11 protein-coding genes are annotated in these 14,612 nt (G+C 64.2%); 8 read left to right on the forward strand and 3 right to left on the reverse strand.

The window, feature by feature from the left end:
• Positions 1-38: 38 nt before the first annotated feature.
• The 3 genes from acnA (at position 39) to QA639_RS02050 (ending at position 4,661) form a co-directional block, all read left to right on the forward strand.
• Positions 39-2,759, forward strand: coding sequence for an aconitate hydratase AcnA (acnA, locus tag QA639_RS02040; protein WP_157347488.1), 2,721 nt, complete (start codon positions 39-41; stop codon positions 2,757-2,759).
• A gap of 226 nt (positions 2,760-2,985) precedes the next feature.
• Positions 2,986-3,747: a DUF1223 domain-containing protein gene (locus QA639_RS02045; RefSeq protein ID WP_028336299.1), complete on the forward strand. Its 762-nt coding sequence runs from the start codon at positions 2,986-2,988 to the stop codon at positions 3,745-3,747.
• Positions 3,748-4,289: 542 nt separating this feature from the next.
• Positions 4,290-4,661, forward strand: a complete 372-nt coding sequence (locus QA639_RS02050; RefSeq protein WP_028336300.1) for a DUF2794 domain-containing protein — start codon at positions 4,290-4,292, stop codon at positions 4,659-4,661.
• A gap of 343 nt (positions 4,662-5,004) precedes the next feature.
• On the opposite strand, the gene QA639_RS02055 is transcribed toward QA639_RS02050, so the two are convergent.
• The 3 genes from QA639_RS02055 to QA639_RS02065 all read right to left on the reverse strand — a co-directional run bounded on the left by QA639_RS02055 (position 5,005) and on the right by QA639_RS02065 (position 9,318).
• Positions 5,005-5,796 (reverse strand): Bax inhibitor-1/YccA family protein, encoded by a 792-nt coding sequence (locus QA639_RS02055; protein ID WP_021078796.1) that lies wholly within the window; start codon positions 5,794-5,796, stop codon positions 5,005-5,007.
• Between the two features lie 235 nt (positions 5,797-6,031).
• Positions 6,032-8,602 carry an ABC transporter permease gene (locus QA639_RS02060; protein ID WP_283089063.1) on the reverse strand — a complete coding sequence of 857 codons (2,571 nt, stop codon included), beginning with the start codon at positions 8,600-8,602 and terminating at the stop codon, positions 6,032-6,034.
• Complete coding sequence (locus QA639_RS02065) at positions 8,599-9,318, reverse strand: ABC transporter ATP-binding protein (protein WP_050386458.1); 720 nt, start codon at positions 9,316-9,318, stop codon at positions 8,599-8,601. Before QA639_RS02065 ends, QA639_RS02060 begins: the two co-directional genes overlap by 4 nt.
• Positions 9,319-9,373: 55 nt before the next feature.
• Here QA639_RS02065 and QA639_RS02070 point away from each other — a divergent pair, with 55 nt between their 5' ends.
• From QA639_RS02070 to sucC, 5 genes are all read left to right on the forward strand, one after another.
• Complete coding sequence (locus QA639_RS02070) at positions 9,374-10,021, forward strand: arylesterase (protein ID WP_050386457.1); 648 nt, start codon at positions 9,374-9,376, stop codon at positions 10,019-10,021.
• A gap of 166 nt (positions 10,022-10,187) precedes the next feature.
• Complete coding sequence (gene thpR, locus QA639_RS02075) at positions 10,188-10,724, forward strand: RNA 2',3'-cyclic phosphodiesterase (protein WP_157347482.1); 537 nt, start codon at positions 10,188-10,190, stop codon at positions 10,722-10,724.
• A gap of 151 nt (positions 10,725-10,875) precedes the next feature.
• Positions 10,876-12,063: a cell division protein ZapE gene (gene zapE, locus QA639_RS02080; RefSeq protein WP_157347480.1), complete on the forward strand. Its 1,188-nt coding sequence runs from the start codon at positions 10,876-10,878 to the stop codon at positions 12,061-12,063.
• 222 nt (positions 12,064-12,285) lie between these two features.
• A complete protein-coding gene (mdh, locus tag QA639_RS02085; protein WP_028336306.1) occupies positions 12,286-13,254 on the forward strand; it encodes a malate dehydrogenase in 969 nt (322 codons plus the stop codon).
• A gap of 161 nt (positions 13,255-13,415) precedes the next feature.
• Complete coding sequence (gene sucC / locus QA639_RS02090) at positions 13,416-14,612, forward strand: ADP-forming succinate--CoA ligase subunit beta (protein WP_028336307.1); 1,197 nt, start codon at positions 13,416-13,418, stop codon at positions 14,610-14,612.

Consider the following 14,612-nt stretch of genomic DNA (forward strand, 5'->3'; position numbering starts at 1 on the left):
ACCCTTGCCGGGTATAACTGAGAATTGGGATTCCTCGCATGACCTCGCTCGACAGCTTCAAATGCCGCAAGACCCTGAAGGTCGGCGGCAAGTCCTACGTCTATTACAGCCTGCCCCAGGCAGAGAAGAACGGACTGAAGGGGATTTCGAAGCTGCCGTATTCGATGAAGGTTCTGCTGGAGAACCTGCTGCGCAACGAGGACGGCCGCACCGTCAAGAAGGAAGACATCGTCGCGGTGTCGAAGTGGCTGAAGAAGCGCCAGCTCGAACACGAGATCGCGTTCCGCCCGGCGCGCGTCCTGATGCAGGATTTCACCGGCGTCCCGGCCGTGGTCGACCTCGCGGCGATGCGCAACGCGATGCAGAGCCTCGGCGGCGATGCCGAGAAGATCAACCCGCTGGTGCCGGTCGATCTCGTCATCGACCACTCGGTGATCGTCAACTTCTTCGGTGACAACAAGGCGTTCGCGAAGAACGTCACCGAGGAATACAAGCAGAACCAGGAGCGCTACGAGTTCCTGAAGTGGGGCCAGAAGGCGTTCTCGAACTTCTCGGTGGTGCCGCCCGGCACCGGCATCTGCCACCAGGTCAATCTCGAATATCTGGCGCAGACGGTGTGGACCAAGAAGGAGAAGATGACGGTCGGCCGGAAGACCGGCACCTTCGAGGTCGCCTATCCCGACTCGCTGGTCGGCACCGACTCGCACACCACGATGGTCAACGGCCTCGCCGTGCTCGGCTGGGGCGTCGGCGGCATCGAGGCGGAGGCCTGCATGCTCGGCCAGCCGCTGTCGATGCTGCTGCCTGAGGTGGTCGGCTTCAAGCTCAAGGGCCAGCTCAAGGAAGGCGTCACCGCGACCGACCTCGTGCTGACCGTCACCCAGATGCTGCGCAAGCTCGGCGTGGTCGGCAAGTTCGTCGAGTTCTTCGGCCCGGGCCTCGACTATCTCTCGGTCGCGGACAAGGCGACCATCGGCAACATGGCGCCCGAATATGGCGCGACCTGCGGCTTCTTCCCGGTCGACGCCGCGACCATCGATTACCTGAAGACCTCGGGCCGCAAGGCCGATCGCGTCAAGCTGGTGCAGTCCTATGCCAAGGCGCAGGGCCTGTTCCGTACCGCCAAGTCGACCGACCCGGTGTTCACCACCACGCTGACGCTCGACCTCGGCGACGTCGTGCCGTCGATGGCCGGGCCGAAGCGCCCCGAAGGCCGCATCGCGCTGCCGGCGGTGTCGACCGGTTTCGCGACCGCGCTGGTCGGCGAATACAAGAAGCCCGAGGGCGAGCAGAAGCGTTATGCCGTCGAGGGCCGTGACTTCGATCTCGGCCATGGCGACGTCGTGATCGCGGCGATTACCTCCTGCACCAACACCTCGAATCCGAGCGTGCTGATCGGCGCCGGCCTGCTGGCGCGCAAGGCGGCCGCCAAGGGCCTCAAGGCCAAGCCGTGGGTAAAGACCTCGCTCGCGCCGGGCAGCCAGGTGGTGGCGGAATATCTCGCCAATTCCGGCCTGCAGGCCGATCTCGATAAGGTCGGCTTCAACCTGGTCGGCTTCGGCTGCACGACCTGCATCGGCAATTCCGGCCCGCTGCCGGAAGACATCTCGAAGTCGATCAACGAAAACGGCATCGTCGCCGCCGCCGTGCTGTCGGGCAACCGCAACTTCGAAGGCCGCGTCTCGCCCGACGTGCAGGCGAACTACCTCGCCTCGCCGCCGCTCGTCGTCGCGCACGCGCTCGCCGGCACCGTGACCAAGGATCTCGCGGTCGAGCCGCTCGGCATCGGCAAGGACGGCAAGCCGGTGTTCCTCAAAGACATCTGGCCGACCGCCAAGGAGATCAACGCCTTCATGAAGAAGTACGTCACCGCGACGATCTTCAAGAAGAAGTACGCCGACGTGTTCAAGGGCGATACCAACTGGCGCAAGATCAAGACCACGGAAAGCGAGACCTATCGCTGGAACATGAGCTCGACCTATGTGCAGAACCCGCCCTATTTCGAGGGCATGAAGAAGCAGCCCGACCCGGTCACCGACGTGGTCGACGCGCGGATTCTCGCGATGTTCGGCGACAAGATCACCACGGACCACATCTCGCCGGCCGGTTCGATCAAGCTGACCTCGCCCGCCGGCAAGTTCCTCAGCGAGCACCAGGTGCGCCCCGCCGACTTCAACCAGTACGGCACGCGGCGCGGCAACCATGAAGTGATGATGCGCGGCACCTTCGCCAACATCCGCATCAAGAACTTCATGCTGAAGGGCGCCGACGGCAATATTCCGGAAGGCGGTTTGACCAGGCACTGGCCCGACGGCGAGCAGATGTCGATCTACGATGCCGCGATGAAGTACCAGCAGGAGAGCGTGCCGCTGGTGGTGTTCGCCGGCGCCGAATACGGCAACGGCTCGTCGCGCGACTGGGCCGCGAAGGGCACCCGTCTGCTCGGCGTGCGCGCGGTGATCTGCCAGAGCTTCGAGCGCATCCATCGCTCCAACCTGGTCGGCATGGGCGTGCTTCCGCTCACCTTCCAGGACGGCACGTCGTGGTCCTCGCTCGGCCTCAAGGGCGACGAGAAGGTCACGATCCGCGGGCTGCAGGGCGATCTGAAGCCGCGCCAGACATTGACGGCCGAGATCGTCTCCGCTGACGGCGGCAAAAAGGATGTCCCGCTGCTCTGCCGCATCGATACGCTGGACGAGCTCGATTACTATCGCAACGGCGGCATCCTGCATTATGTGCTGCGCAAACTCGCGGCCTAAGGGCCCCTTGTTTGAGCATGGTCTATCCGGAAAACCGCTTCACACTTTTCCGGACCATGCTCCAACGCGGATTTGTGATCGGTGCCTCACTGCTTAGTGAGTAGCGGCTAAAAAGAAGGCGGCCTATGAAAAGGCCGCTTTCTCGCGTTTTGGGGCACGCAAGTTCAGGGACAGACTTCATGCTCCGTACAATTACGGATGGAAATCATCACGACTGGTTCGCAGTATGACAGCGATGATGGCCTATAACTGTATCTCGCGATGGTCGAGCGCCCTTGGCATCTGCGCAATCGTCGCGATCATCCGCCCCGCCCACGCTGATCCGCGTGCTGTCGTCGAACTCTTCACCTCACAGGGATGCTCGTCCTGTCCGCCCGCGGACAAGATCATCGGTGACCTCGCGAAGGACCCCAACGTCATCGCGCTGAGCATGCCGATCGACTATTGGGACTATCTCGGCTGGAAGGACACGCTGGCCGATTCCCGTTTCAGCGCGCGCCAGAAGGCCTATTCGCATGTGCGCGGCGATCGCGACGTCTACACACCGCAGGCTGTGATCAACGGCTCCGCGCATGTGATCGGCAGCGACCGCGCCAGCATCGAGAGCGCGATCAAGGACACCGAGAAGGGCGGTAGCGTGATGTCGGTGCCGGTGACGATGACGCTGACCGGCAAGCAGATCAATGTGTCGGTCGCCGCATCGAAGTCGCCTGCCGTGTCGCGCGGCGAGGTCTGGATCTGCTCGATCTCCAAGTCGGTGCCGATCTCGATCGCGCGCGGCGAGAACCGCGGCCGCGAGATCACCTACCACAACGTGGTGCGCAATCTCCTCAAGGTCGGTGACTGGAACGGTTCGTCCGGGAGCTGGACCGTGCCGCTGGAGAACATCACGCGTGACGGTGTCGATGCTGCCGCGGTGTACGTCCAGGACGGCAACCGCGACAAGCCGGGCCCGATGCTCGGCGCTGCCTTCACCTCACTTCACTAGCGCCTCGCCACAGTAAGGCGCGATGCGCTGGCTTCGGCCAGTCGCGTCGCTGGGCCGCACGCATGTTGTCGTCGCCCGCGCATGGCGACAAACCTGCATTTAGTGATTTGCCGAAAGGAAGGCGCCGGGGCTTGGCGCGCGCGTCTTGCTTGCGCAGGTCCCAAAAACAAAAAGGACCAACTTTCGTTGGCCCAGTGTTGGGATTTGACTCCCCTGCGAACAGGCCCGATCCCGACGGCCCCGGGGGGCTGGGGGCTGAGGAATCCGGAACCGAAAGGACCGGGCCAACGCAGGGTTTCCTTTTCGCAGGGCAGCGAGGCGGGCGATGGGCGGAAGTGGGGCAGCAATATGATTCCGCTAACGTTCCCGTGACTCTGCGGTTTTCCGGACAATCCGCCGCGCGCGGCGGTGGTTAAGGCCCGGTTGCATTGCGATTGGCCCCTTGCGGGCCCCCTAGCTTAGCGCGATCATGTCGCTCTCGTGACGATCCCGAACAGGGGCCTTCGGAACCCGATTGTCACCGAGGTGACAGGAGGCGCTCGATGAGTTTGATCTCGGAGGACACTGATCCGAGCGGGAGTCGTGCCGCGGCGCGCACCGCCGCCGCGACCCCTCAGCCCAACCGCGTGACATTCAATCGACTTGAGCTCAACCGCATTCTCAATCTCTACGGCCGCATGGTCGCCGACGGCGAGTGGCGCGATTATGCGATCGATTTCCTGAAGGACCGTGCCGTGTTCTCGGTGTTCCGGCGCGCATCCGAAATGCCGATCTACCGGATCGAGAAGGATCCCCGGCTTGCGCGCAAGCAGGGCATGTACAGCGTGATTTCCGCGACCGGCCTGATCCTCCGCCGCGGCCACGAACTGGAACGCGTGCTGTTCGTGATCGATCGCAAGCTGTCGCTGGTCTAAGCGCGTTCGCGCGACCCGTTTGGGTCCATCCGGGCTACTCTCGTTCCAACCCTCCCCTTGAAAAGGGAGGTCGCTTTGCTCGCCAGAGCAAAGCGGGTGGGGATATTCTCCCTCCACATACGCCGTCGTCTGCGGCTGACCCCCATCCCGACCTTCCCCCTTTCGGGGGGGAGGAGAAGAAACCGTAGCGCGGATGAAGCGTACGCAATCCTGGGCCGGTCTCTCCAAAGACTTATCCGGATTACGCTGCGCTCCATCCGGGCTATGCCGCATTTTGCCTCGCGCAAAAGAAAAGCCCCGGCCGTGTGGCCGGGGCTCGGATCGATCGGCTCGCTCGAGGCGCTTAGTCGCGCTGGCCGAGCAGCTGCAGGAGCAGCGTGAACAGGTTGATGAAGTTCAGGTAGAGCGACAGCGCACCAGTGATTGCCGCACGCTCTGCCATCACGCCACCCTGCGAGGCGTAGCCGTAGATGTAGTCGTTCTTCAGCCGCTGGGTGTCCCAGGCGGTGAGGCCCGCGAACACCAGCACGCCGACCACCGACACGATGAACTGCAGCGCCGAGCTCGCCAGGAACAGGTTGACCAGGCTCGCGATGATGATGCCGATCAGACCCATGAACAGGAACGAACCCATGCCGCTCATGTCACGCTTGGTGGTGTAGCCGTAGAGGCTCAGCGCACCGAACGTCGCCGCGGTGATGAAGAACACGCGCACGATCGAGGTGTGCGTGTACACCAGGAAGATCGACGACAGCGACAGGCCCATCAGCGCCGAGAACACCCAGAACAGGAGTTGGGCGGTCGCGGGCTGCAGGCGGTTGATGCCGGCCGAGATGACGAACACCATCGCCAGAGGGGCGAGGATGAACAGCCACTTCAGCGGGCTCACGAACATCGCGTAGCCGAACTGCGTCAGATAGGCGTTGCCGAACTTGGCGACGGCGGCCGACTGGTCGGTCGTCACCGCACCCATGTAGACACCGAGCGCGGCGAGGCCGGTGATGGCCAGGCCGATGCTCATGTAGTTGTAGATGCGCAGCATGTAGGCGCGCAGACCGGCGTCGACGGCCGCAGCGTCAATGCGCCCGGCGGCCCGGCCGAAAGGAGAAGCGTAGTTGCGGTCTAGGTCCGACATGGTCGAATTCCCGTGGTTGGTCCCGGTGGAGCGCAAGGGATTTGCGGCGCCGGTCGTAAATCTATCTCAGATGGCTCGGTTTGCGGAACATTAATTCCGTGTCATTCAAACCGACTATCCGACCCGATTGGTATGTGGGAAATTAACACATCCGACGCAAGCTTCCACGCGCGGCCGAATGTCGCTCTGCCCTAGCGTTATAGGCAAAAACGGGCGCTCGCGCCGCTACATTTTGTCACAAATTCCGCAACACTGAGGCCGGCTTCTGGTTTAGCGCGAGCAGCGTCCCGGCGAGCCCCAGTCCGACCGTGACGACCAGCGCGGCGACCACGACCAGCGCAGCGCTGCCGGCCTGCCAGATAAAACTCAGCGTCATCAGCCGCGTCACGATCAGCCAGGCCGCGACCGAGCCGGCGATCACCCCGAACACGGCGGTTGCAAAACCGATCATCAGATACTCCAGCGCGTAGGCGCCAAGCAGTCGTACCCGCGTGGCGCCGAGCGTCTTGAGAATCACGGCGTCATAGACGCGGTGACGGTGTCCGGCGGCCAGTGCGCCGCCGAGCACCAGGATTGCGGATATCAGCGTCACGGCGCTGGCGCCGCGGATCGCCAGCACCAGATTGCTGACGACGCTGCCGACCGTCTCCAGCGCCTCGCGGACCCGCACGCTGGTCACCATCGGGAACGCGTCGGCGACCTGCTTGATGATGCGCGCGTCGTCGGCGGAATCGGCATGTGGTTCCGTCAGGGTCGCGACATGGCTGTGCGGCGCGCCCTTGAAGGCATTCGGCGAGAACACCAGTACGAAATTGATGCCGAGGCCCTGCCAGTCGATGTTGCGCAGGTTGGCGATCTTCGCCGGCACGTCGCGTCCGAGCACGTTGACCACGATCTCGTCGCCGATCTTCAACGACAGGCCGTCGGCGATCTTCTTCTCCATCGAGACCAGCGGTGGCCCGCTGTAGTCCGGCCCCCACCATTCGCCCTCGACGATCTTCGAGCCCTTGGGGATTTCCCCGGTATAGGTCAGACCGCGGTCGCTCTGCAGCACCCATTCCGAATCGACCGACGGCTTGAGCTGGTCGGCCTTGACGCCGCGCGCGGCGACGATGCGCCCGCGCAGCATCGGCACGTCCTCGACGGTCGAGCCGGCGGCGACCTTGGACAGGAAGGCATTGAAGCGGTCGGCTTCGGTGGAGGGGATGTCGATGAAGAAGAACGACGGCGCCCGCTCCGGCAGGGCGGCCAGGAATTGCCGGCGCAGATTGCCGTCGATCTGGGTGATGGTGACGAGCACCGCCAGCCCGAGCCCCAGCGACAGCACCACCGACGGCGTCAGCGCGCCCGGCCGGTGGATGTTGGCGATCGCGAGCCGCAGCATGGTCATGCGGCTGCGCGGCAACCGCCGCGCCACCGCCATCAGGAGCTCGGCAATTCCGCGAAGCAGCAGGAACACCGCGATCGACGAGGCGACGAACACGGCGGCGACCCGCTTGTCATAGGCAAGCCCGATCGCGACGCCGATCAGCAGCGCGATCACCACGGCCATCAGCGCCAGATAGCTCCAGCGCGGGCGATGCCACTCGCTGGCGACGGTCTCGCGGAACAGTGAGGCGACCGGCACGTCATGGACGCGGCCGAGTGGCCACAGCCCGAAAGCCAGCGCGGTGAGCTGGCCATAGATGAAGGACAGCGCGAGCTCGTCGGGATGCAGCGCGGGCACCACCGGCAGCGGCAGCAGCCTGCCGAACAGGCCGACGATGACGAAGGGCAGCGCCGCGCCGAGCACGAGCCCGATCACCGAGCCGATCCCGGCCAGCACCACCACCTGCGTGCAGTAGATCGTGAAGACGTCGCGGCCGGTGGCGCCGAGCGCCTTGAACGAGGCGATGACGTCGCGACGCCGGTCGATATGGCTCTTCACCGCGTTGGCGACGCCGACACCGCCGACCAGCAGCGCCGCGAGGCCGACCAGGGTCAGGAACTGGGTGAAGCGGTTGATGGTGCGCTCGAGCTGCGGCGAGGCATTGCTGCGGCTGCGGACCTCCCAGCCGGCCTCCGGCGCTGCGCTGCGTGCACCGTCGATCAGCGCGGTGGTGGCGCGATCGTCGTTGGCGCCGTCAGGCAGTTTCACGCGGTAGATCCAGCGCACCAGGCTGCCCGGTTGCAGCAGGTCGGTGGCGCGCAGGCTGGCTTCGCTGACCAGGAAGCGCGGCCCGAGGCCGACGCCGCCGGCGAGCTTGTCGGGCTCGGCCACCACCACGCTTCGGATCTGATAGGTCGCACTGCCGATGGTGACGCGGTCACCGAGCTTCAGGTCAAGCCGCGCCAGCAACGTCGAATCGGCGGCCGCGCCGTAGATGCCGTCGCGTTCGGCGAGCAGATCGGCGACCGACATGTTCGGCTCGAGCGTCAGCTCGCCGAGCATCGGATATTTGCCGTCGACGGCCTTGAGCTCGACCAGCGCCAGCTTGCCGTCATTGCTGCGGGCCATCGCGCGCAGCGTGGCCGCGATCGAAACCTCGCCGCGCGTGCGCAGATAAGCGACCTCGTCGGGCTTGGCCTCGCGCGAGATCAGCGAGAACGCGACGTCGCCGCCGAGCAGCGTGCGTCCCTCGCGGGACAGGCCGTCGCCAAGGCTCGCGGCGACCGAGCCGACGCCGGCGATCGTCATCACGCCGAGCGCGATGCAGGCGATGAACACGTAAAAGCCGCGCAGGCCGCCGCGCAATTCGCGCAGCGCATAACGGAAGGCAAGCGACGACGCGCGGCCCTGCACCGCGACTTCGGACGCGATGCTCATGTCGTGGATGGTCCGTCGATGCGGCCGGAGCGCAGCCGCACGACGCGGTCGCAGCGCTGCGCGAGCGCGAGATCGTGCGTCACCAGCACCAGGGTCATGCCGCGCTCGGCGTGCTTGGTGAACAGCAGATCGACGATCTGCTTGCCCGTCGTCTCGTCGAGATTTCCGGTCGGCTCGTCGGCCACCAGGATCGCGGGGTCGGGCGCAAGCGCACGCGCGATCGCGACGCGCTGCTGCTCGCCGCCGGAGAGCTGCGTCGGATAATGATGCAGCCGTTCGCCGAGCCCGACCGACTGCAGCTCCTGCGCGGCGCGCGCAGCGGCATCGGGATTGCCGGCGAGCTCGAGCGGCACCGCGACATTCTCCAGCGCCGTCATGGTCGGGATCAGGTGGAATGACTGGAAGACGATGCCGACCTGGCGACCGCGGAAGCGCGCCAGCGCATCTTCATCGAGGGCATTGAACGAGGTGCCGTTGACGACCACTTCTCCACTGTCAGGACGTTCGAGCCCCGCCATCACCATCAGCAAGGTCGACTTGCCCGAGCCCGACGGGCCGATCAGGCCGATGGCCTCACCCGCCGCCACACGAAGGCTGATATCTTTGAGGATATGGACCCGTGCCGCGCCGGTGCCGAGCGAGAGATTGACGTTCCTGACGGCAATGGTGTCCGGCTCGACGTCGGTCAGTGAAGAGGATTCGATGAGACTGTCCATGGTTCGGTCATATGGCACTTCCGCAGCTGCGGTCGAGGGCCGGTTGAGAATCTTCGTGCACATACTCGTGTTGCTTATGGGCTTGATGACGGCGGCCAGCGCGCAGACGCCAAGGCTGGAGAAAGGCCCGGCGAAGCCGATCAAGATGGTGGTCCTGGGCGATTCCCTGAGCGCCGGGTACGGCCTCCCGGGCCCGGCGGCATTCCCGATCCGGCTGCAAAAGGCGTTGGAAGCCAAGGGGATAAAGGTCGAGATGAGCAATGCCGGGGTGTCCGGCGACACCGCCTCGGGCGGCCGCGAGCGGCTCGACTGGTCGGTGCCTGATGGAACCGATGCCGTGATTGTCGAGCTCGGCGCCAACGATGCCTTGCGCGGCATCGATCCCGCCGTCACGCGTGCCGCGCTCACCGACATCATCACAAAGTTGCAGGCGCGCAAGATCGCCGTGCTCTTGTGCGGTATGCTCGCGCCACCGAACTATGGCAGTGAGTATGCAGCGAAGTTCAACGCGATCTATCCGGATCTCTCGAAGACACTTGGCGTGCCGCTCTATCCGTTCTTCCTCGATGGCGTTGCCGCCGATGCCAAGCTCAACCAGGCCGACGGCATGCATCCGACGGCAGCAGGTGTGGACATCGTTGTGAAAAATATCCTGCCCACAGTGGAGGCATTTCTCGGCGCAATATCAGGGCAACGCAGTTGAAGCGCAGGCAGTGAGCCGTGTCGTGTCCGTAGGTTTACGAGCTGTTAACGGGTCATGCTTCGCAGAGTCACATATCTCGGGTACAAATAGACATCGGTGATTCGTCGCCGGGCCGTTACAGGGTGCGGGCTCCCAAAACCCGCGCCAAGCATCGAGGATTATTGCGATGCCGCGTCTGTTCACTGGACTGGAAATTCCGGCCGACATCGGCCAAACCCTCTCCAGCTTGCGTGGCGGCCTTCCCGGCGCACGCTGGATCGATCCCGAAAATTATCACGTCACTCTGCGCTTCATCGGCGATATCGATGGCATGTGGGCCAACGAGATCGCGACGATGCTGTTTCGGGTAAACCGCAAGCCGTTCGAGGTCAAATTGCAGGGCCTGTCGAGCTTCGGCGGACGCAAGCCGCGCGCGGTGGTTGCCGCCGTCGAGCCGAGCCGGCCGTTGATCGAACTGCAGGCCGAGCTCGAGCGGATGATGCAGCGGATGGGGCTCAATCCCGAGGGCAGAAAATTCACGCCACATGTCACGCTCGCGCGTTTGCATGACGCTTCGAGCCAGGACGTCGCGGATTATCTGTCCGTGCGCGGCTACTTCCCGAGCCGCACCTTCATGGCAGACCGCTTCGTGCTGTTCTCGTCGCGCGCGTCGACCGGCGGCGGACCCTATGTGGTCGAGGATTCCTACGACCTCTGCGCGTAAGGTGTTGCAGATCGCGTTTTAAGGCGCCCCGGCAAGGCTCATGCGGTCGGCCGTGGTATGCAAGGGTTTGCGCCTGCATACCTGCCTGCATAGCCACTGGCACAATTCACGGCTTGCAATTTGCCGCGCACTAGGGCCGTAAGGTAGGCTCATGCTGTCCACCTCGCCCAGTTCCTTTCTCGAGCACTACAAGTCCCTGGTCGCCTCCGGCGCGATCGAGGCGGATCCCGCGCAGGCCCGCGCCGCCGAGGCGTTCGGCGCGCTGGATGAGCGGCTCGCGAGCTACAAGCCGCAGCGCAAGCCAGGCCTGCTCGGGCGGCTGTTCGGCGGCGACAAGGACGACAAGCCGCCGCGCGGGCTCTACGTCCACGGCGAGGTCGGCCGCGGCAAGACCATGCTGATGGATCTGTTCTTCCAGCAGAGCCCGGTCGAGCACAAGCGCCGCGCGCATTTCCATGAATTCATGGCCGAGGCGCATGAGCGCATCTACGGCTATCGTCAGCAGATCGCGCGCGGCGAGATCGCGGATGGCGACGTGATCGCGCTCACCGCGCAGGCGATCTTCGACGAAGCCTGGCTGCTCTGCTTCGACGAATTTCACGTCACCGATATCGCGGATGCGATGATCCTCGGCCGGCTGTTCGCAAAGCTGTTCGAGCTCGGCACCGTCGTGGTCGCGACGTCGAACGTCGCGCCGGATGATCTCTACAAGGGCGGGCTCAATCGCGCGCTGTTCCTGCCGTTCATTGCGCAGATCTCCGACCACATGGACGTGTTGCGGCTCGATGCGCGCACCGACTTCCGGCTGGAGAAACTCGTCGGCGTCAAGATGTGGCTGGTGCCCGCGGATGACGCGGCCGATGCCGCGCTCAACGCGGCCTGGCGCAAGATGACCGGCAATGCGCCGTGCAAGGCGCGCCTCATTCCGATCAAGGGACGGATCCTGAACGTGCCCTGCTCGGCGCACGGCGTCGCGCGCTTCAGCTTCATGGACATCTGCGAGAAGCCGCTGGCCGCGTCCGACTACCTCAGGCTCGCGCACGATTACCATACGATCCTGATCGACCACATTCCGGTGATGGACTACGCTGAGCGCAATGCCGCCAAGCGCTTCATCTCGCTGATCGACACGCTCTATGACAATGCCGTGAAGCTGATGGCCTCGGCCGAGGCCGATCCGGTGTCGCTGTACCTTGCGACCGAAGGCGTCGAGGCGATGGAGTTCAAGCGCACATCCTCGCGCCTGATCGAAATGAGCTCGGAATCCTACCTGGCGCTGCCGCACGGCCGGAAGGACTCCTCCGCGAGCGGCGCGTCGACCGGCCTGGTCGAGACCTGAAATTCAGCCGCGAAATTCCGTCTCGAAATTTCGTATTGCGCGCGGTCCGGTTCGGAGCAACTTTTCGTGTCTCCGGGCGGATGTTGCTGGCATGCCTGATCGAATTCCAGGCAGGGCCCGCAATCGGGCAGGCCGCGACTTGAATGGATCATTCGAAAGGGATAACCACCCTTGCAACCGACTTCCCTCCCTCCCGTACACAGTTCAAAGGACTGATTTCCCATGGCACGCGACAAGATTGCTCTGATTGGCTCTGGACAGATCGGCGGAACGCTGGCGCACCTCGTCGGCCTCAAGGAACTCGGAGACGTCGTGCTGTTCGACATTGCCGAGGGCGTGCCGCAGGGCAAGGCGCTCGACATCGCGCAGTCGTCGCCGGTCGACGGTTTCGATTCCAATCTGGTCGGCGCCAATTCCTATGAAGCGCTCGACGGCGCCAAGGTCTGCATCGTCACCGCCGGCGTGCCGCGCAAGCCCGGCATGAGCCGCGACGATCTCCTCTCCATCAACCTCAAGGTCATGGAGCAGGTCGGCGCCGGCATCAAGAAGTACGCGCCCGACGCTTTCGTCATCTGCATCACCAACCCGCTCGACGCCATGGTGTGGGCGCTGCAGAAGGCCTCGGGCCTGCCGCACAAGAAGGTGGTCGGCATGGCCGGCGTGCTCGACTCCGCGCGTTTCCGCTATTTCCTGGCCGACGAATTCCACGTCTCGGTCGAGGACGTCACCGCCTTCGTGCTCGGCGGCCACGGCGACACCATGGTGCCGCTGACCCGCTACTCGACCGTCGCCGGCATTCCGCTGCCCGACCTCGTCAAGATGGGCTGGACCTCGCAGGCGCGCATCGATGAGATCGTCGATCGCACCCGCAACGGCGGCGCCGAGATCGTCAACCTGCTCAAGACTGGCTCCGCCTTCTACGCGCCGGCCGCGTCCGCGATCGCGATGGCCGAGAGCTACCTGAAGGACAAGAAGCGCGTGCTGCCCTGCGCCGCCTATCTCAACGGCGAGTACGGCGTGAAGGACATGTATGTCGGCGTGCCGGTCGTGGTCGGCGCCAAGGGTGTCGAGCGCATCGTCGAGATCGAGTTGGCGGGTAAGGACCGCGAGGCTTTCGACAAGTCGGTCGGTGCGGTGCAGGGCCTGGTCGACGCCTGCAAGAAGATCGCGCCCGATCTGCTCGGCAAGTAATCTGGATTGGCAATGGCCCGATAGGCGGTTTCAATCGCCTGTCGGGTGCAAGGCAATGAAATTTCGGTGGGTTTTTTAGTTGCGCGAGCTTTGGTATATGGTATGCCAGTCTCAAGGCTGACGTAAAAGGTCGCCGCACGAGGGTTTGGGAGCGTCTTTCCATGAATATCCATGAATACCAGGCCAAGGCTTTGCTGCATGAATTCGGCGTGCCGATCTCGCGCGGCGTGCCGGTGCTGAAGCCGGAAGAGGCCGACGCGGCGGCCAAGCAGCTGCCCGGCCCGATCTGGGTGGTGAAGAGCCAGATCCATGCCGGCGGCCGCGGCAAGGGCAAGTTCAAGGAAGCATCGGCCGGCGACAAGGGCGGCGTCCGCATCGCCAAGTCGGCCGCCGAGGTCAGCGAATTCGCCAAGCAGATGCTCGGCGCGACGCTAGTCACGGTGCAGACCGGTCCGCACGGCAAGCAGGTCAATCGCCTCTACATCGAGGAAGGCTCCGACATCGACAAGGAGTTCTACCTCTCGATCCTGGTCAATCGCGAGACCTCCGAAATTTCCTTCGTGGTGTCGACCGAAGGCGGCGTGAATATCGAGGAGGTCGCGCATTCGACCCCGGAAAAGATCGTCTCGTTCTCGGTCGATCCCGCGACCGGCATCATGCCGCATCACGGCCGCACTGTTGCCAAGGCGCTGAAGCTGACCGGCGATCTCGCCAAGCAGGCCGAGAAACTGACCGGCCAGCTCTATGCCGCCTTCGCCGCCAAGGACATGGCGATGCTCGAGATCAATCCGCTCGTCGTCACCAAGCAGGGCCAGCTTCGCGTGCTCGACGCCAAGGTGTCGTTCGACAGCAACGCGCTCTATCGTCATCCGGACGTGGTCGCGCTGCGTGACGAGACCGAGGAAGACGCCAAGGAGATCGAGGCGTCGAAATACGATCTCAACTACGTCGCGCTCGACGGTACGATCGGCTGCATGGTCAACGGCGCCGGCCTCGCCATGGCGACCATGGACATCATCAAGCTGTACGGCATGGAGCCGGCGAACTTCCTCGATGTCGGCGGCGGCGCCAGCGTGGAGAAGGTCGCGGCCGCGTTCAAGATCATCACCGCCGATCCGAACGTGAAGGGCATCCTGGTCAACATCTTCGGCGGCATCATGAAGTGCGACGTGATCGCCGAGGGCGTGGTTGCCGCTGTGAAGCAGGTCGGCCTCAAGGTGCCGCTGGTGGTGCGCCTCGAAGGCACCAATGTCGAGCAGGGCAAGAAGATCATCCGCGAGAGCGGCCTCAACGTCCTGCCCGCCGACAACCTCGATGACGCTGCACAGAAGATCGTGAAAGCCGTCAAGGGAGGCTAA

The sequence above is a fragment of the Bradyrhizobium pachyrhizi genome (genome assembly GCF_029714545.1).
Classification (GTDB): domain Bacteria; phylum Pseudomonadota; class Alphaproteobacteria; order Rhizobiales; family Xanthobacteraceae; genus Bradyrhizobium; species Bradyrhizobium pachyrhizi.

Bases quoted from the DNA above. Each gene is read 5' to 3' on its own strand.
- mdh (WP_028336306.1), top strand. From the start codon at position 12,286: ATGGCACGCGACAAGATTGCTCTGATTGGCTCTGGACAGATCGGCGGA.
- thpR (WP_157347482.1), top strand. From the start codon at position 10,188: ATGCCGCGTCTGTTCACTGGACTGGAAATTCCGGCCGACATCGGCCAA.
- QA639_RS02060 (WP_283089063.1), bottom strand. From the start codon at position 8,602: ATGAGCATCGCGTCCGAAGTCGCGGTGCAGGGCCGCGCGTCGTCGCTT.
- QA639_RS02045 (WP_028336299.1), top strand. From the start codon at position 2,986: ATGACAGCGATGATGGCCTATAACTGTATCTCGCGATGGTCGAGCGCC.
- sucC (WP_028336307.1), top strand. From the start codon at position 13,416: ATGAATATCCATGAATACCAGGCCAAGGCTTTGCTGCATGAATTCGGC.
- acnA (WP_157347488.1), top strand. From the start codon at position 39: ATGACCTCGCTCGACAGCTTCAAATGCCGCAAGACCCTGAAGGTCGGC.
- QA639_RS02050 (WP_028336300.1), top strand. From the start codon at position 4,290: ATGAGTTTGATCTCGGAGGACACTGATCCGAGCGGGAGTCGTGCCGCG.
- QA639_RS02055 (WP_021078796.1), bottom strand. From the start codon at position 5,796: ATGTCGGACCTAGACCGCAACTACGCTTCTCCTTTCGGCCGGGCCGCC.
- QA639_RS02065 (WP_050386458.1), bottom strand. From the start codon at position 9,318: ATGGACAGTCTCATCGAATCCTCTTCACTGACCGACGTCGAGCCGGAC.
- zapE (WP_157347480.1), top strand. From the start codon at position 10,876: ATGCTGTCCACCTCGCCCAGTTCCTTTCTCGAGCACTACAAGTCCCTG.